Genomic DNA, 22,838 nt, shown 5'->3' on the forward strand with positions numbered 1-22,838 from the left:
GCGTGATCGTCGACGGCGCCACCTGGCGCTGCGAAGGCGACGCCTGCACCGCCACCGGCGGCTCCAACCAGCCCGCGACGCGCGCGTGCCGCCGCGTGGTCGCCAAGCTGGGTCCGGTGACCAGCTTCTCTTACAAGGGCCAGGCCCTGAGCGCAGAAGAGATCGCCGCCTGCAACGCGGGCTGATCCAGCTTCAACCCTGAACGAAAAAGGCCGCCTTCACGACGAAGGCGGCCTTTCTTGTATCCGTTGGACGGACCGTCAGGCGGTTTCGCCCTTCAGGCGCTGGATCATGCGTTCGCGCCCGATCAGCGGGATCATGGCCGCCATGTCCGGTCCGTGCGCCTGGCCCGTCAGGATCAGACGGAGCGGCATGAACAGACCCTTGCCCTTGGCGCCGGTCTTGTCCTTCACCGCCGAGGTCCAGGCCGACCAGGCGTCGGCGTCAATGGTTTCGGGCAGCAGTTCCAGAGCCGCGGCGGCGAAGGCGGCGTCCTCGATCACCGGTGTCACCGGCCCCGTGACGATCTTCGCCATCTCAACAACATCGCCGAACTTGCTGAGGTTGCCCTTCACCGTGTTCCAGAAGGTCTCGCCCAGATCGACGCCCAGGGCTTCCAGGCGCGGCTTGGCGGCGGCGTAGTCGATGGCGTGCACCGCCTGGGCGTTCAGGCGATCCAGATCGGCCGTGTCATAGCGGGCGGGCGAACGCCCCATCTTGGAGAAGGCGAAGGCCTCGCCCAGTTCCTGCAGCGAAGCAGCGACCTCCAGATTGTCCGATGTGCCGATCTTGCCCAGATGGCTGGTGATGGCGATCGGCTCATAGCCGTCGGTGCGCATGTCCATGATGGCCAGCGAGCCCAGACGCTTGGACAGGGCCGTGCCGTCGGCGCCGACCAGCAGCGGCATGTGAGCAAACCCGGGAACCTTGGCCCCCAGCGCCTCGAAGATCTCGATCTGGGCGCCGGTGTTGGTGACGTGGTCCTCGCCCCGGATGATGTGGGTGATCTCCATGTCGATGTCGTCGACGACCGACGGCAACGTATAGAGGAACAGGCCGTCCTCGCGGATCAGCACCGGGTCGGACATGGAGGCGGTGTCCACCTCGGCGTGACCACGCGCCAGGTCTTCCCAGGCGACGCGCTTGCCTTCCAGCTTGAAGCGCCAGTGCGGACGGCGGCCCTCGGCCTCTAGCGCGGCCTTTTCAGCATCTGTCAGCGACAGGGCGGCGCGGTCATAAATGGGCGGCAGGCCGCGCGACAGCTGCACCTTGCGGCGGCGGTCCAGTTCGTCGGCGGTCTCATAGCAGGGATAGAGGCGGCCATCGGCCTTTAGGCGGGCGGCGGCCTCTTCATAGCGATCGAACCGCTTGGACTGGTTGTAGCGCTCGTCCCAGGTCAGGCCGAGCCACTTCAGGTCGATCTCGATGTTGTCTTCCGACTCCTGGGTCGAACGGACCAGGTCGGTGTCGTCGATCCGCAGCACGAAGGCGCCGCCCTGCCCCTTGGCGAACAGCCAGTTCACCAGAGCCGTGCGGACATTGCCGACGTGCAGCTTACCCGTGGGAGACGGAGCGAAACGAACCTTAACGGACATGAGGATCCTGCGAGCCTGAAAGCGAAGGCGGCCGGGCGGCCCGCCGCGAACCATGATGATCCGGGCAGAGCGTCCAGTCTCTGAAAACGTCGAAAAGGCGTCGCACCTGTGCAGGCGCGACGCCGTTCCGATAAGGGTCTAGGTCGATCACGGCCCCCTCGAAGTCAAGAGAGGCGCGTGCGGAAACCTGATCAGGACTGAGCTGGCTTCTGGTCTAGGATTTCGATCAGCGACCAGCGGATCGAAGACGCGTCGGCCGGGGGATTGGCGACCGGCGTACCGCGAACGCGCAGGCGGTATTCCACGCCCGGCTTATGCTCGAAGCCTTCGTAACCGAAATAGTGCAGCTCCCAGGGCGCGCTCTCGGTCTCACGCACCTGCAGGCATGTCGTCCGCGCCACGCCCGCCGTGCATGGGCGCACTTCAGAGGCCACGTAGACAACCTTCTCTACGACGCCGCCCTGACCCGCAGGACGCGTGGGGTCGACAGCAGATGTCTGGGCGCAGGCCCCAAGCGCCAACAAGGCGACAGCCGAAAGAGAGGCGAACGTACGGGTCATGAAACATCCTTGCATAAATTAAGTGCAACGACGGCAGATCAACGCCGTCGCAGCGCCTATCGCAGCGCAAAATGGCTCAAGCTTGGAGCAAACCCGAACTTTTCGTCATTTGACGAAAGTCTGCATCGCTTCAGTCGTCGCGGTGGACCCGCTCACGACGTTCATGCCGCTCCTGAGCCTCCACTGACAAGGTCGCCGTCGGGCGAGCCTCCAGACGACCCAGCCCGATCGGCTCGCCGGTATCCTCACAGTAGCCGTAGGTGCCGTCCTCGATCCGGCGCAGCGCATCATCGATCTTGGAGATCAGCTTGCGTTGCCGGTCGCGAGTCCGAAGCTCCAGCGCGCGATCGGATTCCGATGAGGCCCGATCCACCAAGTCAGGATGGTTCTCGGTCTCGGCTTTCAGATTGGTGACAGTGCCCTTCGACTCGCGAAGAATGTCGTCTTTCCAGGACAAAAGCTTGTTCTTGAAATAGGCGACCTGCCGTTCGTTCATGAACGGCTCGTCGTCGGTCGGCCGATAAACAGCCGTATCCCCGGACACTACAGAGGCCAATGCGGTCATCGCACTCACACTCGTTCTCTATCGCGCCCCCCTGCGGCGCATGGGCCGTATAGGCAAGCGCAAGAGTCGCGGCAATGGCGTTCGCGAGTCCGTGATATGGCTAAGCTGCGCTTCCGTAGGGGCAGTGTGGCGAATTATCCTCACAAAGCCCCGGAAATCGGGGGTTCAGCCGAAGTTTCAACGCCTTCAGGAGCGCGATCGACTCATTTCCGCTTTCGCCAATTCTACCGAAGCGCGCAGATCGATCTGATCCAGCACAGCCTTCAGGCCCGGCTCAGCCTCTTCATCGCGCTCTTCGCGCAGGTCGCGGGCCAAACGCCCAAGGGCTGCCGCTCCGTCCTGACCGCCCAACAGCGCCAGCTTCAGCTCGTCCAGTCGATCCAGCAGGCCCGAGCCCCGGCGAATGGCGCGACGGCGGCGCTCCATCGGGTCTTCCACGCCCTGCAACGCCATCAGAGCAGCAGCGCTCGCGACGCCTGACGCGGATGAGGTCGCGCCGGCCTGAGCCGCAGAGACCGCGCCTCCGGTCGTCGGCAGGGCGAAACCGCCCGCGCCACGCGCAGCGGGTCGCGCAGCCGGCGTCGAAGCGGCGCCCAAGGGTCCAGTGACCTTCATGCAAGACGTCTCCTTCTACGTTTTGCACCCTGCACTCAGGGGCTGAAGCCTTGGTTAACAGCCCGGCAAAACCTGCCGTCAGGCGCCGGGTCGAAAATCGATCAATGTTGAATTTACTCGCATTTTTCTCCGGCACGATCCTCGCATGGTTAATGATGAACGCTCACGCAGGGACGTCTGTCGTATGCAGAAGTTGCTTACCGCCCTTATCGGCCCGGCCATCGCGGCCCTGGTTCTCGCCGCCCAGCCGGGCGTGGCTGAGGCCCAGTCGCGCATCAAGGACATCGTCTCCATCGAGGGCGTCCGCTCGAACCAGCTGGTCGGCTACGGCTTGGTGGTCGGCCTGAACGGCACCGGCGACAGCGTCCGCAACTCGCCCTTCACCCGCCAGTCGCTGGAGGGGATGATGGAGCGCCAGGGCGTCAACATCCGCGGCGCCAACCTGAACACCAAGAACGTGGCCGCCGTCATGGTCACGGCCGAGCTGCCGCCCTTCGCCACGCCCGGCTCACGGCTGGACGTCAGCGTTTCGGCCATGGGCGACGCCAAGAGCCTGCTGGGCGGCACGCTGCTGGTCACGGCTCTGCAGGGCGCTGACGGTGAAATCTACGCCGTGTCGCAAGGCTCGGTTCAGACCGGCGCCGTTTCGGCCTCGGGCGGCTCCGGCTCCTCGATCACCCGCGGCGTTCCCACGGCGGGCCGCATCGCCTCGGGCGGCGTGGTCGAGCGCGAGACCGGATTCGACCTCGGCTCCATGCCGGTGGTGCGCCTGAACCTGCGCAATCCGGATTTCACCACGGCCCAGCGCATCGCCGCCGCCATCAACCAGACCTACCCCCAGACCGCCTTCGCCGAGAACGGCACCGTGGTCGCCATCCGCGCGCCCCAGAACTTCGGCATGGCCGGCTTCCTCAGCCGGGTCGAGAACCTGCCGGTCCAGATCGATTCCCCAGCCAAGGTCATTATCGACGAGGTCAACGGCGTCATCGTCATGGGCGAGGCCGTGCGCATCTCCACCGTCGCCGTCGCGCAGGGCAATCTGACCGTCTCGGTGCAGGAGACGCCCCTGGTCAGCCAGCCCGAGCCCTTCAGCCGCGGCGGCCAGACGGTGGTCGTGCCCCAGTCTGACATCAGCATTTCCGAAGAGACCGGCCGTCAGATGCGGATCGTGGGCGGCTCGACCTCCTTGTCCACCCTGGTCAACGGCCTGAACGCCCTGGGCGTCAGCCCGCGCGACATGATCAGCATCCTGCAGGCCATCAAGGCCGCCGGCGCCCTTCAAGCCGAAATCGAGGTGATCTGATGAGCCCCCTCGCCGTCTCCCCCGATCTGTTGCGCGCCAACCTTCCAGCCGACGCATCTCCTTCAAAGGATCGCGAAGCCATGCGCCGCACGGCCGAAGCCTTCGAGGCCAGCTTCCTGTCGCAGATGATGAAGCCCATGTTCGAGGGCCTGAGCACCGAGGCGCCCTTCGGCGGCGGCGCGGGCGAAGCCGCCTGGCGCGGCTTCCTGGTCGACGCCATGGCCCAGCAGACGGTGAAGGCGGGCGGCGTCGGCCTGGCCGACAGCGTTCTGGCCCAGATGATCAAGATGCAGGAGCAAGGCGCATGACCGCCGACGTCGAAACCGCCGCCCTGCGCGTGCAGCATCTGACGCGCCTGACCCGCGATCTGACCGAGCGACTGTCGTTGGAAATGGAGGCTCTGCGCGCCCATCGCGCTCAGGATCTGAGCGAGGGCATGGCCCAGACGCAGGAGATGGCCAACCTCTATCGTCGCGAGTCGGCGCAGGTGAAAGCCAATCCCGCCGCCATCGCCATCGCCCCGGAGGCTGACCGCCGCGCCCTGATCGAGGCGACCGAGGCCTTTGAAACGGTGCTGGCTGAACACGCCGTCACCGTGGAAGCGGCGCGCCAGGTTTCCGAAGGTCTGGTCCGCACCATCGCGGCCGAGGTGGCGGGCGCCCGCGCGCAGGGCGTGGGCTACGGCGCTTCGGGCCAGGCCATGCAGGGCGACGGGCGGGCCGTAGCCTTGAATCGCACCGCCTGACCCCAGCCGTCGCTATTCCTTAACAGCCTGCGTCTTATGGCTTCGGCATGAACCTGACCCCGCGCCTCCTGGGCCTGGCCTTCGCCGCCGCCGACGCCCTGATCGAAGTCGATCAGCACGGCGTGGTGCGTTTCGCCCTAGGTTCCGGCGCCGTCGCGGGCCAGCAGACGGCCGCCTGGGTCGGCCATCCCCTCAGCGATCGCCTGTCGATCAACAGCGCAACCGTTCTTCAGAACCTGCTGGCAGAGCTGCGTCCAGGCCAGCGCAGCCCGGCTGCCGAAGTCCTGGTCGACTGCGGCGACGGCCGCATGCGTCGGGCCACCCTGCGCGCCTTCGCCCTGCCTGACATCGCCCCGGCGCAATCCTGCGCCCTGTCCTATGAAGGCGAGCCCTTCGTCGTCGAGGACGCGCCCCTGCCCGCCGGCGCCCCGACCAGAGACGCCGAGGGCTTCCTCAATCATGCCCGCGTCAGTCTGGCCGGCGGCGAGGCCGGCGCCCTGCAGCGGTTGGCGCTGGCCTTCATCGACGTGAACGGCCTGCAGGGCGTCGATCCCGCCACGCTGGAACGCGTCCACAGCCGCATCGGCGCATGTCTGAACGCCGCCTCGCACGACGGCGCCAGCGCGGGTCAGCTGACGTCTGATCGCTACGCCCTGATCCGCAACCTGGACGATACGCGCGACCTTGCGGCGGAAATGCAGAAGGCCGGTCAGGCCGAGGGTCTGGCCCTGTCCGCCGTCGCGACGCAGAGCACTCTGGGCGGCGACGCGGCTTCGGCCCTGCGCGCCATGCGGTTCGCCATCGAGGGTTGCCTGAAGGAAGGCGGGCTGGATCAGCCCGAACTGTCCTTCGCAGATTCCCTGCAACGCACGCTGAAGGACGCCGACCGTTTTCGCAGCATCGTGCGCGACCGCGAGTTCGCCCTCTATTATCAGCCCATCGTCGACCTGAAGACGCGGGCCGTGCACCATTTCGAAGCCCTGGCCCGCTTCGGCAAGGGATCCGGCCCAGCCGCCGCCATCCGCATGGCCGAGGAACTGGCCCTGATCGACGGCTTCGACCTGGCCGTGGCGGAGAAGGCGGTGCGCCGCCTGCGCGAGCCGGGCGGCGGCCTGCTGAAGATCGCCGTCAACGTCTCGGGCGCGTCCCTGGCGAACGACGCCTATGTCGCCGCCCTGTTGAAGATGACCGCCTCGGCGCCCGACGACCGACGTCGCCTGATGGTCGAGGTGACGGAGACCGCCGCCCTAGCCGACCTGGCCGCCGCCGACCGGCGCCTGGGCGCTCTGCGCAACGCCGGGATCAAGGTCTGCATCGACGATTTCGGCGCAGGTTCGGCCTCATTCGACTATCTGCGCGGCCTGTCGGTGGATGCGGTGAAGATCGACGGCGCCCTGGTGCGCGATATCGACATCGACGCCCGCACCCGCACCCTGGTCGCCCATCTGGTCGAGCTGTGCGGCTCGCTGGAGCTGGAGACCATCGCCGAGATGATCGAGACGGATCAGGTCGCCGACGCCCTGCACGATCTGGGCGTCACCCATGGCCAGGGCTGGCTGTTCGGTCGGGCCGAGGCCGAGCCGCGCACTACACTGAACACCCCCGCGATCCGCGGCCGCCGTCAGGGCGTGGTCGAGGGCTGGAGCTGACCGTTCTTCAGCACGATCGTCCGTTTGACGCCCAGATTTTCCAGAAAATCAGCGTCGTGGCTGACCACGACCAAGGCGCCGTCATAGCCTGACAGGGCAGCCTCGACCGCCTCGACGGAATCGATATCCAGGTGGTTGGTGGGTTCGTCCAGCACCAGCAGCTGCGGCGGCTCCGCGCCCGTCATGATGCAAGCCAGCGCCGCGCGCAGACGCTCTCCGCCCGACAGTTCGCCTACACGTCGGTCCGCCTGCACATTGCGGAACAGAAAGCGCGCCAGAGCCGCCCGCGCGGCGTTCGGCGAGCCCTGCGGGTTCAACCTCAGCCAGGCGTCCACCAGGGTTTCGTCGGACTTCAGCATGGCCGCCTGTTGATCCAGCAGAGCCGCGCGGACCGGCCGCTCGACCGTCCCCGACGAAGGCTCTGACAAGCCGGCTATCAGTTTCAGGAGCGTCGTCTTGCCCGCCCCGTTGGGCCCGATCACAGCGACACGCTCAGGCCCGGTCAGACGCAGCGAAAGCGGCCCCAGCAGGCGGCGCCCGTCATTAGCCGTCACAACCGCATCACTCAGGTTCAGCACCGTGCGCCCGCCAGGCAGGCCCGTCGACGGCATGGCCAGGGCCATCTGGCGCACGCGTTCGACACGCTCGCGCGCCTCGGCCAATTCCGCCTCGACCGCCTGACGCTTGCGCTCGGCCAGGCGCTGGCCGCGCGCCCCGCTCTCCTCGGCCCGCTGGGCCTGAGCGTCGAGCAATATCTTCGGATCAGAGCTGTTGGCGCGCGCCGATTTGCCCGCGCGGTCGCGCCGAGCCTGACGCTCCTGCGCCGCCTGATTTTCGCGCTGCACGCGGCCGATGGCGCGCTCGGCCTGCTCCAGATCGCGTTCGGCGGCGGCCCGTTCGGCGTCGCGGCGCTCGACATACAGATCCCACCCGCCGCCATGCACCCGCGCGCCCAGACTGGACAATTCCACGATGCGGTCCACGCGGCGCAGAAGGGCGCGGTCGTGGCTGACCAACACCACCCCGCCCGGCCATCCGGCCACGACATCGGCGATCATGGCGCGGGCCTCGGCGTCCAGATGGTTGGTCGGTTCGTCCAGCACCAGCAGGTCCGGCGCCGCCAGCTTCAACCCCGCCAGTCGCAGGCGCGTCTGTTCGCCGCCGCTCAAGTCCGCCGTGCGGCGATCCAGCGCCAGATCGGCCAGACCGACCTCGGCCAGAGCCGCCTGCATCCGCTCTTCCAGCGTCCAGTCCGCCTCCGCCATGTCATCCAGAGAGCCTTCGCCCGCCAGCACGCGATGCAGGATCGTCAGAGGCGCCGCGACACCCAACGTATCGGCGACCGTTTCATCATCCGTCGGCGTCTGGGCCTGCGCCAGCCAGCCGACGGTTCCGGCGCGCGAGATCGCGCCCTCAGCGGGTTCAGCCAGACCGGCGACAAGGCGCAGCAGCGTGGTCTTGCCCACGCCGTTGCGGCCCACGACGGCCATGCGTTCGCGCCCGAAGGCGAGCGTCAGATTGTCGAAAAGGCCTCTGCCGTCAGGCGTGCGGGCCGCGACGTTGTTGAGCGTCACGAGCGCGGATGCGGACCGGTTTGGGCTTGGGTTGAGCGAGGACATAGGCGAACACGAGCAGCGGCACGGAAAGGGCGAAACCGATTTCCAGGGTGCTGATCATGATCGTCGCGCCTCCTCACTGATGCGTTGGCTGAGTGAAGGATGGGGACGGACGTTTCGTAACGCAACCCCCAATTTGCGGCGCAGCTTTCGCAATGCAGCGACGGGACGCCTTGGACAATCGGCGTCATGGCCTTCCGCGACGCCGCTTCCTATCTTGCCGATATGAGCACGCCCGACCGTCCCGTCGCCTTCCGCATCGACCGTCCCGCGCCGGACCGAGCCGAAGCCGCCGCCCGTCGCGAAGCCGCCGTCGCCCGCATCCGCGCCGAAACGGGCATCGACGAGACCATGATCGACGCCTTGGTCGAAGGCTTCTACGCCAAGGTGCGCGAGGATGATTTCATCGGCCCGATCTTCGCCGCCCGCATCGACGACTGGGGTCCGCATCTGGAGCAGATGAAGCTGTTCTGGTCGTCCGTCGCCCTGTCGACCGGCGTCTATCAGGGGCGGCCCATGCCCAAACACCTGCCCCTGCCGATCGACGCGCGTCATTTCGATCACTGGCTAGGCTTGTTCGAGACGACCGCCCGCGAACTATGCCCGCCCGTCGCCGCCGAACATTTCATCGTCCGCGCCCGCCGCATCGCCGAAAGCCTTGAGCTGGGCGTCGCCAACGCCCACGGCGTCCTGGTCGGCCCCGGCGAACGCTATCGCCGCCCAGAAACGCCGTGGGCGCCTGAAGCAGACTAAAAGTTCTCATATTGTTCTTGCTGTTTCCGGAGAATTGATCCCCATATAGCGTCGTCGCCCCGGACCGTTCCGGGGTCTTCCGCGTTCCCGGATTCCATGACCGAAAAGCACAACTTCATCCGCGTTCGCGGCGCCCGCGAGCACAACCTCAAGGGCGTCGATCTCGACATTCCGCGCGAGCAGCTGGTGGTCATGACCGGCCTGTCCGGGTCGGGCAAATCCTCGCTGGCGTTCGACACCATCTACGCCGAGGGCCAGCGCCGCTATGTCGAGAGCCTGTCGGCCTATGCGCGCCAGTTCCTGGAGCTGATGGGCAAGCCGGACGTCGACCTGATCGAGGGCCTGTCCCCAGCCATCTCCATCGAGCAGAAGACCACCTCCAAGAACCCGCGCTCGACCGTCGGCACCGTCACCGAGATCCACGACTACATGCGCCTGTTGTGGGCGCGCGTGGGCGTGCCCTATTCGCCCGCCACCGGCTTGCCGATTGAAAGCCAGACCGTCAGCCAGATGGTCGACAAGATGACCGCCCTGCCCGACGGCGAGCGTATCCTGCTACTGGCGCCGGTCGTTCGCGGCCGCAAGGGCGAGTACAAGAAGGAAATGGCCGAGTGGCAGCGTCAGGGCTTCCAGAGGCTGAAGATCGATGGCGAATTCTACGCCATCGAGGACGCTCCCGCGCTCGACAAAAAGTTCAAGCACGACATCGATATTGTCGTCGATCGCATTGTAACCAAAGAAGGCCTTGAAGGCCGCTACGCCGACAGCATCCAGACCGCACTCGGTCTGGCTGAGGGCATAGCCACGGCGGAATGGGCTAGCGCGCCTGAAGGCGAAGAGCCGCGCCGGATCGTCTTTTCCGAGAAGTTCGCCTGCCCCGTCTCAGGCTTCACCATCAGCGAGATCGAGCCCAGGCTGTTCTCGTTCAACAACCCCTTCGGCGCCTGTCCGGCCTGTGACGGCCTGGGGGTCAAGCTGGCCTTCGACGCCGACCTGGTGATCCCCGACCGCGACAAGACCCTGCACAAGGGCGCGGTGGCGCCGTGGGCGCGCGGCCCCTCGCCGCTCTATACGCAGACGCTGCAATCGCTGGCGCTGCACTACGGCTTCTCGATGGACAAGGCGTGGCGCGACCTGCCGGAGAAGGCGCAATCCGTCGTCCTGCGCGGCTCGGGCGGCGAGAAGATCAAGTTCGTCTATGACGACAACGCCCGCAAATACGAGGTCTCCAAGCCGTTCGAGGGCGTGCTGCCGAACCTGGAGCGCCGCTGGCGCGAGACCGACAGCGCCTGGGTGCGCGAGGAGCTGGGCCGCTATCAATCCGAAACCCCGTGCGAGGTCTGCGGCGGCAAGCGCCTGAAACCCGAGGCCCTGGCGGTCAAGGTCGGGGGCGAGGACATCGCCGACATCTCCAACCTGTCGATCTCCAAGGCCTTCCTGTGGTTCTCGACGCTGGAAGACGGCCTGACCGAAAAGCAGGTCGAAATCGCCCGGCGCATCCTGAAGGAGATCACCGACCGGCTGCGGTTCCTGAACAATGTCGGCCTCGACTATCTGAACCTGTCGCGTTCGTCCGGCACCCTGTCGGGCGGCGAGAGCCAGCGCATCCGGCTGGCTTCGCAGATCGGCTCGGGCCTGACCGGCGTCCTCTATGTGCTGGACGAGCCGTCCATCGGCCTGCACCAGCGCGACAACACCCGTCTGCTGGACAGCCTGAAGGGGCTGCGTGACCTCGGCAACTCGGTGCTGGTGGTCGAACACGACGAAGAGGCGATCCTGACGGCCGACTATGTCATCGACATGGGCCCCGCCGCGGGGGTCCATGGCGGCACGGTCTGCGCCGAAGGCACGCCCGCACAGGTCATGGCCAACCCCAACTCCCTGACCGGCCAGTACCTGACCGGCGCGCGAGAGATCGAGCTGCCGCCCGAAGGCCGCCGCCCGATCGATCGCAAGCGGATGCTGAAAGTCTCGGGCGCCACAGGCAACAATCTGAAGAACGTCACGGGTGAGATCCCGGTCGGCGTCTTCACCTGCATCACCGGCGTCTCTGGCGGCGGGAAGTCGACCTTCACCATCGAGACGCTCTACAAGGCCGCTGCACGGCGTCTGAACAATGCGTCTGACGCCCCCGCTCCGTTCGACCGGATCGAGGGGCTGGAGCATTTCGACAAGGTCATCGACATCGACCAGTCGCCCATCGGCCGCACCCCGCGCTCGAACCCAGCGACCTACACCGGCGCCTTCGGTCCGATCCGCGACTGGTATGCGGGCCTGCCCGAGTCCAAGGCGCGCGGCTACGGCCCCGGCCGCTTTAGCTTCAACGTCAAGGGCGGCCGCTGCGAGGCCTGCCAGGGCGACGGCGTCATCAAGATCGAGATGCACTTCCTGCCCGACGTCTACGTCACCTGCGACGTCTGCAAGGGCAAGCGCTACAACCGCGAAACGCTGGAAATCGTCTTCAAAGGCAAGAGCATATCCGACGTTCTGGACATGACGGTTGAAGAGGCGGCGCGCTTCTTCACCGCTGTGCCCTCGATCCGCGACAAGATGCTGACGCTGGAGCGCGTGGGTCTGGGCTACGTCAAGGTCGGCCAGCCGGCCACCACCCTGTCCGGCGGCGAAGCGCAGCGAGTCAAGCTGTCGAAGGAGCTGTCGAAGCGGGCGACCGGCAAGACGCTCTACATCCTCGACGAGCCGACGACCGGCCTGCACTTCGAGGACACGCGCAAGCTGCTGGAGGTGCTGCAGGAACTGGTCGAGAACGGCAACACCATCGTCGTGATCGAGCACAACCTCGACGTCATCAAGGTGGCCGACCACCTGCTGGACTTCGGCCCCGAAGGCGGCGACGGCGGGGGCGAGATCGTCGCCGTCGGCACGCCGGAACAGGTCGCCGAGAACTCCGCCAGCTGGACCGGCCGCTACCTCAAGGAGGTGCTGGACCGGCACGAGGAACGCCGCAAGGGCCGCGTCGCCGCCCTGACCGCCGAACCTGCGCCCGCCAAACGCGCCAAAGCCCGCAAGAGCGCCTGACCCAAAAAGAACGCCGCGCCCCTATCGGAGCGCGGCGTTTTCATTTCCGCCGACGCCGTCGGATCAGACGCGCGGCACGCCCTTGATGCCCAGATAGGCGGCCGAGAACGGCGCATAGATGATGGCCGCCTGGGCCGCCGACAGCAGGGCGTTGACCACGCCCCACACCAGCAGCGCCGGCCAGAACTTCACGAGCAGCGTGGCGATATTGGTCGTCTCAGCCCCCGCCAAGCTCTCCAGACCGCCGAAGATCAGATTCAGCGGCGCAATGACAATGGAGCCCAAAAGCCCCACCAGTATCGACATGACGCCTGCCAGCACCGCCATGCCGAGCAGCGGCCAGAATCGGCCCTTGGTCATGGCCCAGCTTTCCTTGATGGCGATCTTCTGCTCCGCAAAGGTCATCGGCGCGACCAGGCTGAGGCGCACGGCCAGCCAGACGGCGACCGCCGCGCCCCCGAGCCCCGCCAGCACCGCCGGCAGGATCAGGAAGGGCGCGCCCATGCTGGCGGCCAGCCCCACGAAGACGCTCACCAGCGCCGTTCCCCCCATCACGACGCCGAACATCAGCAGCGCCACGAGCAGGGTGGCCCCCAGGATACGCAACTCATCGCGGCCCAGGCGCAGATAGCCGAACCGCTTTTCCTCAGGCCGGATGACGGAACGCGCCACCGCCGCCGTCAGCACGGCGCTGAACAGAAGCGACAGCGGCAGGGCCAGCCCCATCATGGCGCCATAGGCCTGCCCCAGGCTGGTCAGGTCGCTCATCGACGGTTCGGCGCTCTGCTCGATCTGCTCGGCCAGGTTGATGATGTTGATCAGGCTGCCGCCCGCCACCGCGAAGAAGACCGCGAAGAAGACAATATAGGCCGCGGCCCAAGCCAGAAGGGCCATCGGCGCCCGACGGGCCAGACGGAAGCCCTCAAAGGCGGATTCGGTGGCGTTGAAACTCATGCTGGCTCCTCGATTCTCGCTCAGCTTAACGCAGCTGCGCCGGTTTCGTCCTGTTGCTGCGTCGCCAGCATCTGTCGGCAGGCCGACACGCCGGGCGCGATCCAGATGGCGACGATGATTCCATAGTAGATCGCGATCATCACAAAGGCCGCAACGCCCACAGCCACGGCCACGCCGAGGCTGAAATCAGGAACCCCGCCCTGTGCGCTCTCGACCCATGCCGCCAACTGGGGCCAGAAGGGAATGCTGACGCCCAGCGCGATCAAGCCGGCTACGACCAGAAACAGCACATGGATTACCAGGGTGATGGCGATGGTCGCCGCGAACAGGCCCAGCAGAACGCCGACGCGTCCCTTCGTCATCTTCCACCCCGACACGAAGGCGAAGTCCTGCGAAGCGATACTCAGCGGCATGATCATGGATGTCCGAAGAGCCGCCCAGACAATGCCCACGATCCCCGCCAGTCCCACCGCCACGCCCATGATCACGGCCGCCGTTTCAGACACCATCCAGAAGGCCGCCCCAAAGGCGAAAGCCAGCAGAACAACGACCAGCATCACGCCATAGCAGCCCGCCATGACGGCCAGGCCGGCCACGGCCACCCTCGCCTCATCCATGCCGACTCGAAGATCGAAAAAGCGACCCGGCGCGCGCTCGCGCCACAGCACCGCGCGGCAGATGGCGGCTATGATCAGTACGTAACCGATCAGTTGCACCACATTGATCAGCATGGACCAGGCCTGCATCCGCATCATGGCTGCGAGCGCCTGCGGGCTGGGGTCTGCATCCTCGGCGATCGCTTCGGGACCGATCGTCATGAACAGGTCGATCATGACAATGACGGACAACATGACGGGCAAGGCCAGGATGACGCCCCAGGCCAGTACATCGCCAGGGCGACGCCGGATCAGGTGAAAACCGTCCGACAGCGCCACATCAATCTGGAATCCATGGGTCATGAACAGCCTCCGTCGCCGCTTATAAGGACCAACGCCGCCCTCCGACAGCCTTGACCGCACGCCGCTGCATGACAGGCGACGTTCACGAGGCTATTAGGCCGCCATGTCGAACGCGTCTTCCACTCCCCGCCCCATCCACGTCATCGGCGGAGGCCTCGCCGGATCCGAAGCGACCTGGCAGATCGCCCAGGCGGGCGTGCCCGTCATCCTGCATGAAATGCGCCGGGACGAGCCGGAGCAGGTGCGGACCGACGCCCACCACACCACGGGCCTGGCCGAGCTGGTCTGCTCCAACTCCTTCCGGTCGGACGACTGGGAGTTCAACGCCGTCGGCCTGTTGCACGCCGAGATGAGGGCGCTCGACAGCCTGATCATGGCGTCCGGCGACGCCAATCAGGTGCCTGCGGGCGGCGCCCTGGCGGTTGACCGCATCGGCTTTTCGGATGCTGTCACGGCCAAGCTGGAAGCCCATCCCCTCGTGACCATCGTGCGAGAAGAGATCGCGGGCATTCCGCCGGAAGACTGGGACAACGTCATCGTCGCCACCGGCCCGCTGACCTCGCCCGCCCTGGCCGACGCCATCCTGAAGGCCACGGGCGAAGAATCGCTCAGCTTCTTCGACGCCATCGCGCCGATCCTGCACGCCGACAGCATCGACTTCGACATCGCCTGGCGCCAGTCGCGCTATGACAAGGAAGGCCCCGGCGGCGACAAGGCGGCCTACGTCAACTGCCCGATGGACAAGGCCCAGTACGAAGCCTTCATCGACGCCCTGCTGGACGGCCCCAAAGCCGACTTCAAGGAGTGGGAAAACGTCCCCTATTTTGACGGCTGCCTGCCGATCGAGGTCATGGCCGAGCGCGGCCGCGAGACCCTGCGCCACGGCCCGATGAAGCCGGTCGGCCTGACCAATCAACACAACCCGACGGTCAAACCCTACGCCATCGTCCAACTGCGTCAGGACAATGCGCTGGGCACCCTGTTCAACATGGTCGGCTTCCAGACCAAGCTGAAGTACGGCGCCCAGACCGACGTCTTCCGCATGATTCCTGGTCTGGAGAACGCCCAGTTCGCGCGTCTGGGGGGCCTGCACCGCAACACCTTCCTGAACAGCCCCAAGCTGCTGGACAAGCAGATGCGGCTGAAGGCCCTTCCGCGCCTGCGCTTCGCCGGCCAGGTGACCGGGGTCGAGGGCTATGTCGAGAGCGCGGCCATGGGCCTGCTGACCGGCCGTCTGGCCGCCGCCCAGGCGCTGGGCCGCGATCTGACGCCGCCGCCGCCGGAAACGGCCATGGGCGCCCTGGTCGAACACATCACTGGCGGCCACCTTGAAGGCTCCAAATTCCAACCGATGAACATCAACTACGGCCTGCTGCCGCCGTTGGAGGCGCCCAAGGTCGATGAGGACGGCAAGCGCATTCACCCCAAGGAACGCGGCCGCGCCAAGAAACGCCTGCAGAGCATCCGCGCGCTGGACGCCCTGAAAGCCTGGCGGGACGCGGCGGCTTAACGCAGCTTCGCGCCGCCGGGCCTGAAGGTCAGGGTCATCAGGGCCATGGCGACGAGCCCCAGCCCCATCAGCATCCAAGCCTGGCTGAGGTCCGACAGGCGGTCGCGCAGCAGCCCGGCCGCCAGCGGCGACAGGCTGGCGATGATGTAGCCTCCGCCCTGGACGAAGGCGAGCAGATCGCCCGATCGCACCGGGTCGTCGATCTGGTCCATGGCCAGGATCAGGGTCAGCGGAAACACCGCCCCGATACCCAGCCCCAGCAGCAGCATGACCGGAACCGCCAGGCTGACCGGCGTCAGCACCAGGCCGGCCAGCCCAACCAGCGCCAGAGCCACCGCCATCAGCATCGGTCCGCGTCGGTCAGGGAAACGGGCGATGAGCAGAGACACCAGCACGCCCGCCGCGACCTCGGCTCCCGTCATGCCGCTGAGCAGAAAGCCCGCCGTCGCGCGCGTCTGCCCCATGTCGACGTAGTAGGGCGGCAACCAGGCCAGTACGAGCGTATAGGCCGAGGTGCCCAGCCCCAGGATCGGGACCAACGCCCAGGCCCTGGGCTGCTTCCAGAACGGAACCTCGGGGTGGGTTCCTTCGGCTATGGCCGCGCGGTTCGGTTCTTCAGCCGCCGGGGCGCGCGAGGCGACGATCCAGACGACCGCCGCCAAAAAGGCCGGGACCGCCCACAACGCTAGGGCTCCAGCCCAGCCGACCGCCTCGGCCAGTCCCGCCGCCGTCGCCGCCGCCACGGCGGCGCCGCCCATGATGCCAGTCGTATAGACGCCCATGACCGTGCCGAAACGCGTCGGAAAGGCCCGTTTGACGACCACGGGCGCCAGGGCCTGAATCAGGGCCACCCCGACGCCGACCGCCACGGCGCTGGCGATCAGACCAGCTGTCCCGTCAAAGGCCGCACGCACCAGACAGGCCAAGCCGATCAGGACGGCGCCCAGCAGGACGCCCTTGCGCTCGCCCAGCCGTCGCCGCAGCGGACGGATCGACAAGGCGCCGACGCCGATCATCGCCACCGGCAAGGTGGTCAGCAAACTGGCCGTGGTCGAACCCATGCCGGTCGCCGCTTCGATTAGATCCAGCAGAGGCCCGACCGCCGCCATCGCCGGGCGCAGGTTCAGCGCCAGGGCGAAGATGGCCGCGATCAACAGCAGACTCGCGCCGCGCGAAGGTTGCGGGGCGTTCGACTGATCCATCCGAGGTGACTCCGGCTGCGGAAGACGATAATGTCTCGCCATCAAGTATCTTGATGTCAAGACAATGACCGATCGCGCTTCCCGCGCCGCCGCCCAATGGGCGGTCGCGCGCCCCGACCTCAACCTGCTGGCCATGGAGACGCTGGGGCGTCTGCACGAGGCCTCCATTCTGGTGACGCGTGAGCGGCAGGCGCCGCTCTACGCTCGCCACGGGCTTCAGCATGGCGAATTCGATGTTCTGGCCACCCTGCGGCGCGCGCCCTCGCCGGACGGCCTGACGCCGACGGCGCTTTATGAGGCGACGATGATGTCGTCGGGCGGCATGACGGCGCGGCTGGACCGGCTGCAGAAGTCAGGCCTGATCGAGCGCATGCCCCACCCCAGCGACCGCCGCGCCTCCCTGGTCAGGCTGACAGCCAAGGGATTCGACCTGATCGACACGCTGATGCCGCTGCACATGGCCGAAAGCCAGGCCATGCTGGCCGACCTGTCGCGAGACGAGCAGGCCGCGTTGAGCGCCCTGCTCGCCCGGTTGATCGGTGCGCTGGAGCCTTAGGCTCGCTTCATCCGGCGGTTCCAGGGCATCACCGCCAGCAAGCGCGCCATGCCGCAGAAGCCGGTCGCGCCCGCCACGAACAGGCCCGCGCCGACGAAGGCGCTGATCCCCCAGAAACCAGGGTGGACCATAACGCCCAGCGCCCCGCCCAACAGGATCAGGCCGCCCGCCGCCATCTGCACCTGACGCATCAGCTCCAGCGGCTGCTTGCGGTCGGCGACGACCGGCAGGCCCGCCTTCTTCCATCCATCCAGACCGCCCGCCAGAACGTGCGCCGGGCCGTCGATGCGGGCAGCCAGCCGGTCGCAGTTCCCCGCCGTGCGGTTGCCGCTGCGGCACATGAAGATCACGTCGCCGCCGGGCTTGAGGCCCAGATCGGCGCTCTCAAAAGCCGACAGCGGCGCGGCGACGGCGCCGGCAATATGTTCGCGTGCGTGCTCATCCGGCTCACGAACATCGATCAGAACGGCCTGACCGGCCTTCAGACGGGCGGCGACATCGGCGGGCGTCAGAGAGATCAGCGTATTCATCGTTTTTCCTTAGGAGAGAGGCGGCGCTCAACGCGCCTCGGGCGGGCAGAAAATCTCGGCCAACACCCCGATCACCTTCAGGGCGGCGGGATCGGCTATGCGGTAAAAGACGGCGGTGCCGCTCTTGCGCGTGCTGACCAGACCATCTTCGCGCAGACGCGCCAGATGCTGCGACAGCGCCGATTGCGACAGACCGACCTGTAGATCGGACACTTGCCGTTCGCCCTCGCCGATCTGGCACAGGATCATCAGGCGATGTTCGTTTGACAGGGCCTTCAGCAGACGGGACGCATCGCCCGCGCTGGCTTGAAAGCGCTCCAGTCCCATACGTTCGAGATCAACCATGGCGCCAATATATGCCATGCTTCTAAATTAGCAATAACTAATATATTGAGATCTAGCGCAATGCGTCAGACACGCCCGCGCAAGACGGCCCAGAACAGGCGCAACCGCTTGAAGGCTTCGGGTTCATCCGCGCGCATCAACGTCGCGGCGGCCACGGCAGGGAAAGCCGCGACGGGCAACGTCCTAAGCATTTGGTTGGCCTCAGCGCGCGCGGCTTGGGCCTCATCCGTTCGTCCGGTCTGGGCCAGGCCTCGCAGCCGTCCAGCGACGGTTGCCGACGCCTCATGCCCCTCGCCTGCCAGAATACGCACCGCCGCCTGCATGGGGCCGACATAGAAGGCGTCCAGATCATGTGGCTCGCCATGCACGCGGCCGATATGCGCCTCGATCAGAGCGTCGAACGGCGCCCGCTCCAGGCCATGACGCGTCACCGTCGCCGTCAGGGCCTCCAGCACCGGATGGCCTACGCGGGGCGTGTCGGTGAAGACGCCCTCCATCTGCTCGCCCCACCAGGCGTAGCGCATCTCGGCCAACAGCGGCTGGGTCACGCGCGTCGGAATGGCCAACAGCTCCGCCTCGAAGGCGTAGAGGGCGATCAGATCGGCGCGCGCCTGTTCGTCTGCGACGAAGCGGCTGGCCAGCCAGCGGTCGAGGTCGGCGGCGCGAACCTGGGCATCAAGATCAACAGTCATGGCGACAGGCCCTTCGACCATTGACGCGCCCGCATCAAGCCCCAGAACGCACACGGCCCGCCTCCCTTGCGGAAGACGGGCCGTGGTTCAGTTTCCGGCGACGCCCTTACGGACGGCTGGCCATGCCCAGCTTGACCGGAGTCGTATCGGCCTTGCCGCCCCCGCTGCGATCCACGCCCCACAGCAGGATGATCGGCGCGCCCACATAGATGGACGAGAAGGTGCCGATCACGACGCCGAAGGCCAGGGTGATCGAGAAGCCGCGCAGGGCCTCTCCGCCGAAGACGGCCAGGACAATCAGCACAATCACGGTCGTCAGGCCGGTGATGATGGTTCGCGACAGGGTCTCGTTGATCGACAGGTCGATCACCTCACGCAGAGGCATGACCTTGTACTTGCGCAGGTTCTCCCGCAGGCGGTCGAACACGACGACGGTGTCGTTCATCGAATAGCCGATGACCGTCAGCAGGGCCGCGACCAGGTTCAGGCTGAACTCCATCCGCAAGGCGACGATCAGGCCGAAGGTCAAGGCCACGTCGTGCAGCAGCCCCGCCACGGCGCCGATGCCGAACTGCCAGGGGAAGCGGAAGGCGATGTAGAGGAACATCAGCACCACAGCCACCAGCAGGGCCATCACGCCGTTGGTCAGCAGTTCGCCCGAAACCTTGGAGCCCACGACGCTGACGCCCGAATAGGCCACGTCGCCGACAGCGGCGCTGATCGCGCCCTCGACCTTCTGAACGACGGCCGTCTGGTCTTCGTTATCGGGCACCTGGAAGCGGACGATAGCGGTCGAACCATCGTCCAGGTTGTTGTCGCGTCGCGCAATGCCCTGCACCTGGACATCGCCCAGATCCAGGCCGCTGACGGCGCCGCGCAACTTGTCCAGCTCCAGCGTCTGACCTGCGGGCTTGGCGACTTCCATCGAGGCGCCGCCCCGGAAGTCGATGCCCAGGTTCAGGCCGGGATAGAAACAGCCGATGATCGCCGCCACCGTCAGGATCGCCGACAGCACGGCGAAGCCCTTGGCGTATTTGACGAACTGGAAGTTCGTCTTATGCGGCAGCAGTTTGATAAGAGGCCAACCCTTCATCGACATCACTCCGCGATCGGCAGTTTCTTCGGCTTGGCGATCTTGAGCCAATAGCCGAGCAGGACTTGGGCCGTCAGCACCGAAGAGAAGACGGAGGTGAAGACGCCGATGGTCAGGGTCCAGGCGAAGCCGCGCACGGGACCGGCGCCGAACATGAACATGATCAACGCGGCCACCAGGGTGGTCAGGTTGGCGTCGATGATGGTGCCCATGGCGCGGTTGAAGCCCGCGTCCATCGACGCCACCACGGAACGTCCCTGACGCGCCTCGTCGCGCATCCGCTCATAGATCAGCACGTTGGCGTCAACGGCCACGGCGAAGGTCAGGATCAGACCGGCGATCCCCGGCAGCGTCAGCGTGGCCTGGGTCAGCGACATGGCCGCGACGATCAGGATGCCGTTCAGGATCAGGCCGATCACCGAAATGCCGCCGAACAGGAAGCCGTAGGCCAGGATCATGAAGATCACGATGACCGCGAAGCCCAGGGCGGTCGACAACGCGCCCGCAGCCACAGCGTCAGCGCCCAGCTCGGCGGTGACGACGCGACGTTCCTCGACCTTCAGCGGCGCCGGAAGGGCGCCGCCGTTCAGCAGATTCACCAGCTCAGACGCCGAAGCGATGGTGAAGTTGCCGGTGATCTGACCTCGCCCGCCGGTGATGGCCGACTGGATGGTCGGGGCCGAAATGACCTTGCCGTCCAGGATGATGGCGAAGGGCTTGCCGAGGTTCTGGGCCGTCGCCTCGCCGAAACGACGCGAGCCCTGGCTGTCGAACTGGAAGTCGATGGCCGGGCGGTTGTTCTGATCGGCGCCGACGCCGGCGCGGGTCAGGTTCTCGCCCGAGACCAGGATGCGGCGCTTGACCAGATAGGGAGTGCCAAGATCGTCGACCAACAATTCTGCGTCGGGCGGCACGCGACCGGCCAGGGCGTCGTTCAGCCCCGTCGGCGAGGTGTCGACCATCTGGAAGGTCAGTTGAGCCGTACGACCCACCAGACGCTCCAGCTCCGCCGGATCGCTCTGGCCCGGCGCCTGGATGACGATGCGGTCCGCGCCCTGGCGGGTGATGGCGATTTCCTTGGTGCCCGAGCTGTCCAGACGACGGCGCACGACTTCGATCGATTGATCGACGGCGGTCGCGCCCATGCTGGCCAGAGCCGCGTCGGTGAAGGCGTAGCGGATACGGCCGCCGCCCAGCTTGGTCGCCACGCGGTCCGGCTGTCCCGTAGGGCCGACGCCCTGCTGGGCCATGGTGCGCAGGGTGTTGAAGGCCGTGTCATAGGCCGCGCCCTCGGCGACGGTCACGACGACGCCGCCTGCTTCGCGCTGCATGCCCATGATGTTGACCTGGTCTTCCCGCAGGGAAACCCGAACGTCTTCCATCAGGTTGGAGATGCGCTTGGTGCGCATCTCGGGCACATCGACCTCGAGCAGGAGGTAGGAGCCCCCCTGAAGGTCCAGGCCCAGGTTCAGGCCGTTGCTGGGCAGCCAGCTCGGCAGAGCTTCGCGCTGCGCCGGCGACAGCACGCTCGGATAGGCCAGGAACAACCCGAGGACGAGCGACAGCGCGACCAGGGTGATTTTCCAGCGTGAAAGCTGAATCATGTCTCGGTTCTCTTCAGGGCCGGCGCGCGCCGCGCCGAGGCGAGGCTATCAGCCCTTGTCGTTGGCCGCGATGGCGGTGCGGTTGCGGACTTCAGCGATCATCGCCTTGACCACGCGGACGTTCACGCCCTGCGATATCTCGACCATGGCCTCGGCATCCTCGACGCGGGTGACCTTGCCGACCATGCCGTTGGACAGGACGACTTCGTCGCCGCGCTTGACGCCGGCGATCAGGGCCTGATGCGCCTTCATCCGCTTTTGCTGCGGGCGGATCATCAGGAAGTAGAACAGGATGAAGATCGCGACGATCGGCGCGATCTGGATGACAAGGGCCATCAGGCCGCCGTCTTGGGTTGCAGTCATTGGAAACTCCCCGACGCGGGCCGCGCCTTCATCGGGGGCCCTTCGAAAAACAAGGCGCGGAACCTAGGGCGCGCCGGGCCGATTTGCAACGCGACGCAATGGCAAGAGCATCCGGGCGTCGCCGCCCGGACACGTCTTTTCACGCAATCAGCGCGGAAGAACCGTCAGCGGGTCCAGAGCGACCGGATCATCGCCGCGCATCTGACGCACTTCATAGTGGATCGACGGACGCCCATCGCCCGCCGTCAGACCCACCGTGCCGATGGCTTGACCGGCCCGAACCTGCGCCCCGTCGCGCACCGTGGCCGAGCCCAGATGCCCGTAAACCGTGCGCCATCCGTCGCGGTGGACGATCAGGACCGTCAGACCCTGCCCCACGATATCGTCGCCGACGTAGGCCACCGTGCCGTCGGCCGAGGCCTTGACCTCGGTTCCTGCCGAAGCGCCGATGTTGATGCCGTTGTTACGCTCGCCCATGCCCACCGGGCCGAAACGGCGCAGAATATCCCCCCGCACCGGCCATTGCAGGGCCAGCGGTTGACCGACCGCCGTCGACGGCGGGCGCGACGGCGCAGCCGCGACAGGCGGCGCGG

25 protein-coding genes are annotated in these 22,838 nt (G+C 66.6%); 9 read left to right on the forward strand and 16 right to left on the reverse strand.

Going from position 1 to position 22,838, the window contains the following annotated elements:
* A partial coding sequence (locus tag BDIM_RS08840; RefSeq protein WP_040345580.1) for a DUF8200 family protein occupies window positions 1-185 on the forward strand: 185 nt, incomplete at its 5' end.
* A 75-nt stretch (window positions 186-260) separates the two neighbouring features.
* Here the strand turns inward: BDIM_RS08840 and gltX are convergent.
* The 4 genes from gltX to BDIM_RS08860 all read right to left on the reverse strand — a co-directional run bounded on the left by gltX (window position 261) and on the right by BDIM_RS08860 (window position 3,335).
* Window positions 261-1,595: a glutamate--tRNA ligase gene (gene gltX, locus BDIM_RS08845; protein WP_040346777.1), complete on the reverse strand. Its 1,335-nt coding sequence runs from the start codon at window positions 1,593-1,595 to the stop codon at window positions 261-263.
* Window positions 1,596-1,786: 191 nt separating this feature from the next.
* A complete protein-coding gene (locus BDIM_RS17225; RefSeq protein WP_040345582.1) occupies window positions 1,787-2,155 on the reverse strand; it encodes a DUF4377 domain-containing protein in 369 nt (122 codons plus the stop codon).
* A gap of 130 nt (window positions 2,156-2,285) precedes the next feature.
* Window positions 2,286-2,720: an RNA polymerase-binding protein DksA gene (gene dksA, locus BDIM_RS08855; protein WP_076222624.1), complete on the reverse strand. Its 435-nt coding sequence runs from the start codon at window positions 2,718-2,720 to the stop codon at window positions 2,286-2,288.
* A gap of 186 nt (window positions 2,721-2,906) precedes the next feature.
* A complete protein-coding gene (locus tag BDIM_RS08860) occupies window positions 2,907-3,335 on the reverse strand; it encodes a flagellar assembly protein FliX (protein WP_040345585.1) in 429 nt (142 codons plus the stop codon).
* A gap of 184 nt (window positions 3,336-3,519) precedes the next feature.
* On the opposite strand from BDIM_RS08860, the gene BDIM_RS08865 reads away from it, so the two are divergent.
* The 4 genes from BDIM_RS08865 to BDIM_RS08880 are packed head-to-tail and all read left to right on the forward strand — an operon-like array spanning window position 3,520 to window position 7,032.
* Window positions 3,520-4,638 (forward strand): flagellar basal body P-ring protein FlgI, encoded by a 1,119-nt coding sequence (locus BDIM_RS08865; protein WP_040345589.1) that lies wholly within the window; start codon window positions 3,520-3,522, stop codon window positions 4,636-4,638.
* Window positions 4,638-4,946 (forward strand): rod-binding protein, encoded by a 309-nt coding sequence (locus BDIM_RS08870; RefSeq protein ID WP_003165244.1) that lies wholly within the window; start codon window positions 4,638-4,640, stop codon window positions 4,944-4,946. The genes BDIM_RS08865 and BDIM_RS08870 overlap by 1 nt, the downstream gene beginning before the upstream one ends.
* Entirely contained in the window at window positions 4,943-5,383 is a 441-nt protein-coding gene (locus tag BDIM_RS08875) for a hypothetical protein (protein WP_003165245.1), read from the forward strand. Before BDIM_RS08870 ends, BDIM_RS08875 begins: the two co-directional genes overlap by 4 nt.
* Before the next feature lie 47 nt (window positions 5,384-5,430).
* Complete coding sequence (locus tag BDIM_RS08880) at window positions 5,431-7,032, forward strand: EAL domain-containing protein (protein WP_040345591.1); 1,602 nt, start codon at window positions 5,431-5,433, stop codon at window positions 7,030-7,032.
* On the opposite strand, the gene BDIM_RS08885 is transcribed toward BDIM_RS08880, so the two are convergent.
* Together BDIM_RS08885 and BDIM_RS17555 are read right to left on the reverse strand one after the other, a co-directional pair.
* The gene (locus BDIM_RS08885; RefSeq protein WP_003165246.1) at window positions 7,005-8,606 is read right to left on the reverse strand and encodes an ABC-F family ATP-binding cassette domain-containing protein; all 1,602 of its coding nucleotides are present in this window, start codon (window positions 8,604-8,606) and stop codon (window positions 7,005-7,007) included. The genes BDIM_RS08880 and BDIM_RS08885 overlap by 28 nt on opposite strands.
* The gene (locus BDIM_RS17555) at window positions 8,572-8,709 is read right to left on the reverse strand and encodes a hypothetical protein (protein WP_003165247.1); all 138 of its coding nucleotides are present in this window, start codon (window positions 8,707-8,709) and stop codon (window positions 8,572-8,574) included. Before BDIM_RS17555 ends, BDIM_RS08885 begins: the two co-directional genes overlap by 35 nt.
* Window positions 8,710-8,837: 128 nt before the next feature.
* On the opposite strand from BDIM_RS17555, the gene BDIM_RS08890 reads away from it, so the two are divergent.
* Window positions 8,838-9,401, forward strand: a complete 564-nt coding sequence (locus BDIM_RS08890) for a group III truncated hemoglobin (RefSeq protein WP_211205975.1) — start codon at window positions 8,838-8,840, stop codon at window positions 9,399-9,401.
* Between the two features lie 96 nt (window positions 9,402-9,497).
* Window positions 9,498-12,437 carry an excinuclease ABC subunit UvrA gene (uvrA, locus tag BDIM_RS08895; RefSeq protein WP_003165248.1) on the forward strand — a complete coding sequence of 980 codons (2,940 nt, stop codon included), beginning with the start codon at window positions 9,498-9,500 and terminating at the stop codon, window positions 12,435-12,437.
* Between the two features lie 63 nt (window positions 12,438-12,500).
* On the opposite strand, the gene BDIM_RS08900 is transcribed toward uvrA, so the two are convergent.
* Together BDIM_RS08900 and BDIM_RS08905 are read right to left on the reverse strand one after the other, a co-directional pair.
* A complete protein-coding gene (locus BDIM_RS08900; protein ID WP_003165249.1) occupies window positions 12,501-13,391 on the reverse strand; it encodes an integral membrane protein in 891 nt (296 codons plus the stop codon).
* Between the two features lie 20 nt (window positions 13,392-13,411).
* The gene (locus BDIM_RS08905) at window positions 13,412-14,350 is read right to left on the reverse strand and encodes a hypothetical protein (RefSeq protein ID WP_003165250.1); all 939 of its coding nucleotides are present in this window, start codon (window positions 14,348-14,350) and stop codon (window positions 13,412-13,414) included.
* Between the two features lie 103 nt (window positions 14,351-14,453).
* On the opposite strand from BDIM_RS08905, the gene trmFO reads away from it, so the two are divergent.
* Window positions 14,454-15,860 carry a methylenetetrahydrofolate--tRNA-(uracil(54)-C(5))-methyltransferase (FADH(2)-oxidizing) TrmFO gene (gene trmFO / locus BDIM_RS08910; RefSeq protein ID WP_003165251.1) on the forward strand — a complete coding sequence of 469 codons (1,407 nt, stop codon included), beginning with the start codon at window positions 14,454-14,456 and terminating at the stop codon, window positions 15,858-15,860.
* Here trmFO and BDIM_RS08915 read toward each other — a convergent pair.
* Window positions 15,857-17,062 carry an MFS transporter gene (locus BDIM_RS08915; protein ID WP_081461884.1) on the reverse strand — a complete coding sequence of 402 codons (1,206 nt, stop codon included), beginning with the start codon at window positions 17,060-17,062 and terminating at the stop codon, window positions 15,857-15,859. The genes trmFO and BDIM_RS08915 overlap by 4 nt on opposite strands.
* A gap of 64 nt (window positions 17,063-17,126) precedes the next feature.
* Between BDIM_RS08915 and BDIM_RS08920 the strand changes: the two genes are divergently transcribed.
* On the forward strand, window positions 17,127-17,618 hold the full coding sequence (locus BDIM_RS08920; RefSeq protein WP_003165252.1) for a MarR family winged helix-turn-helix transcriptional regulator: 492 nt from the start codon (window positions 17,127-17,129) through the stop codon (window positions 17,616-17,618).
* On the opposite strand, the gene BDIM_RS08925 is transcribed toward BDIM_RS08920, so the two are convergent.
* The 7 genes from BDIM_RS08925 to BDIM_RS08955 all read right to left on the reverse strand — a co-directional run.
* Entirely contained in the window at window positions 17,615-18,148 is a 534-nt protein-coding gene (locus BDIM_RS08925; protein WP_003165254.1) for a rhodanese family protein, read from the reverse strand. The two genes, BDIM_RS08920 and BDIM_RS08925, sit on opposite strands and share 4 nt — an antisense overlap.
* A 27-nt stretch (window positions 18,149-18,175) precedes the next feature.
* Window positions 18,176-18,493, reverse strand: a complete 318-nt coding sequence (locus BDIM_RS08930; protein WP_003165255.1) for an ArsR/SmtB family transcription factor — start codon at window positions 18,491-18,493, stop codon at window positions 18,176-18,178.
* Between the two features lie 65 nt (window positions 18,494-18,558).
* The gene (locus BDIM_RS08935; RefSeq protein WP_040346781.1) at window positions 18,559-19,185 is read right to left on the reverse strand and encodes a squalene/phytoene synthase family protein; all 627 of its coding nucleotides are present in this window, start codon (window positions 19,183-19,185) and stop codon (window positions 18,559-18,561) included.
* 106 nt (window positions 19,186-19,291) lie between these two features.
* Window positions 19,292-20,284, reverse strand: a complete 993-nt coding sequence (gene secF / locus BDIM_RS08940) for a protein translocase subunit SecF (RefSeq protein WP_003165257.1) — start codon at window positions 20,282-20,284, stop codon at window positions 19,292-19,294.
* A complete protein-coding gene (secD, locus tag BDIM_RS08945) occupies window positions 20,284-21,882 on the reverse strand; it encodes a protein translocase subunit SecD (RefSeq protein ID WP_003165258.1) in 1,599 nt (532 codons plus the stop codon). Before secD ends, secF begins: the two co-directional genes overlap by 1 nt.
* A 48-nt stretch (window positions 21,883-21,930) precedes the next feature.
* Window positions 21,931-22,245, reverse strand: coding sequence for a preprotein translocase subunit YajC (gene yajC / locus BDIM_RS08950; RefSeq protein WP_003165259.1), 315 nt, complete (start codon window positions 22,243-22,245; stop codon window positions 21,931-21,933).
* 147 nt (window positions 22,246-22,392) lie between these two features.
* A partial coding sequence (locus BDIM_RS08955) for a murein hydrolase activator EnvC family protein (protein ID WP_155818692.1) occupies window positions 22,393-22,838 on the reverse strand: 446 nt, incomplete at its 5' end.

Source organism: Brevundimonas diminuta ATCC 11568 (assembly GCF_000204035.1).
GTDB lineage: Bacteria > Pseudomonadota > Alphaproteobacteria > Caulobacterales > Caulobacteraceae > Brevundimonas > Brevundimonas diminuta.

Excerpts from the sequence above, each read along its gene's own strand:
- BDIM_RS08905 (WP_003165250.1), bottom strand. The coding sequence starts at position 14,350 with ATGACCCATGGATTCCAGATTGATGTGGCGCTGTCGGACGGTTTTCAC.
- BDIM_RS08890 (WP_211205975.1), top strand. The coding sequence starts at position 8,838 with ATGGCCTTCCGCGACGCCGCTTCCTATCTTGCCGATATGAGCACGCCC.
- gltX (WP_040346777.1), bottom strand. The coding sequence starts at position 1,595 with ATGTCCGTTAAGGTTCGTTTCGCTCCGTCTCCCACGGGTAAGCTGCAC.
- BDIM_RS08925 (WP_003165254.1), bottom strand. The coding sequence starts at position 18,148 with ATGAATACGCTGATCTCTCTGACGCCCGCCGATGTCGCCGCCCGTCTG.
- BDIM_RS08900 (WP_003165249.1), bottom strand. The coding sequence starts at position 13,391 with ATGAGTTTCAACGCCACCGAATCCGCCTTTGAGGGCTTCCGTCTGGCC.
- BDIM_RS08880 (WP_040345591.1), top strand. The coding sequence starts at position 5,431 with ATGAACCTGACCCCGCGCCTCCTGGGCCTGGCCTTCGCCGCCGCCGAC.
- BDIM_RS08935 (WP_040346781.1), bottom strand. The coding sequence starts at position 19,185 with ATGACTGTTGATCTTGATGCCCAGGTTCGCGCCGCCGACCTCGACCGC.
- BDIM_RS08915 (WP_081461884.1), bottom strand. The coding sequence starts at position 17,062 with ATGGATCAGTCGAACGCCCCGCAACCTTCGCGCGGCGCGAGTCTGCTG.
- trmFO (WP_003165251.1), top strand. The coding sequence starts at position 14,454 with ATGTCGAACGCGTCTTCCACTCCCCGCCCCATCCACGTCATCGGCGGA.
- secF (WP_003165257.1), bottom strand. The coding sequence starts at position 20,284 with ATGTCGATGAAGGGTTGGCCTCTTATCAAACTGCTGCCGCATAAGACG.
- uvrA (WP_003165248.1), top strand. The coding sequence starts at position 9,498 with ATGACCGAAAAGCACAACTTCATCCGCGTTCGCGGCGCCCGCGAGCAC.
- BDIM_RS08920 (WP_003165252.1), top strand. The coding sequence starts at position 17,127 with ATGACCGATCGCGCTTCCCGCGCCGCCGCCCAATGGGCGGTCGCGCGC.
- BDIM_RS08930 (WP_003165255.1), bottom strand. The coding sequence starts at position 18,493 with ATGGTTGATCTCGAACGTATGGGACTGGAGCGCTTTCAAGCCAGCGCG.
- BDIM_RS08875 (WP_003165245.1), top strand. The coding sequence starts at position 4,943 with ATGACCGCCGACGTCGAAACCGCCGCCCTGCGCGTGCAGCATCTGACG.
- BDIM_RS08860 (WP_040345585.1), bottom strand. The coding sequence starts at position 3,335 with ATGAAGGTCACTGGACCCTTGGGCGCCGCTTCGACGCCGGCTGCGCGA.
- BDIM_RS17225 (WP_040345582.1), bottom strand. The coding sequence starts at position 2,155 with ATGACCCGTACGTTCGCCTCTCTTTCGGCTGTCGCCTTGTTGGCGCTT.
- BDIM_RS17555 (WP_003165247.1), bottom strand. The coding sequence starts at position 8,709 with ATGATCAGCACCCTGGAAATCGGTTTCGCCCTTTCCGTGCCGCTGCTC.
- yajC (WP_003165259.1), bottom strand. The coding sequence starts at position 22,245 with ATGACTGCAACCCAAGACGGCGGCCTGATGGCCCTTGTCATCCAGATC.
- secD (WP_003165258.1), bottom strand. The coding sequence starts at position 21,882 with ATGATTCAGCTTTCACGCTGGAAAATCACCCTGGTCGCGCTGTCGCTC.
- BDIM_RS08870 (WP_003165244.1), top strand. The coding sequence starts at position 4,638 with ATGAGCCCCCTCGCCGTCTCCCCCGATCTGTTGCGCGCCAACCTTCCA.
- dksA (WP_076222624.1), bottom strand. The coding sequence starts at position 2,720 with ATGACCGCATTGGCCTCTGTAGTGTCCGGGGATACGGCTGTTTATCGG.
- BDIM_RS08865 (WP_040345589.1), top strand. The coding sequence starts at position 3,520 with ATGCAGAAGTTGCTTACCGCCCTTATCGGCCCGGCCATCGCGGCCCTG.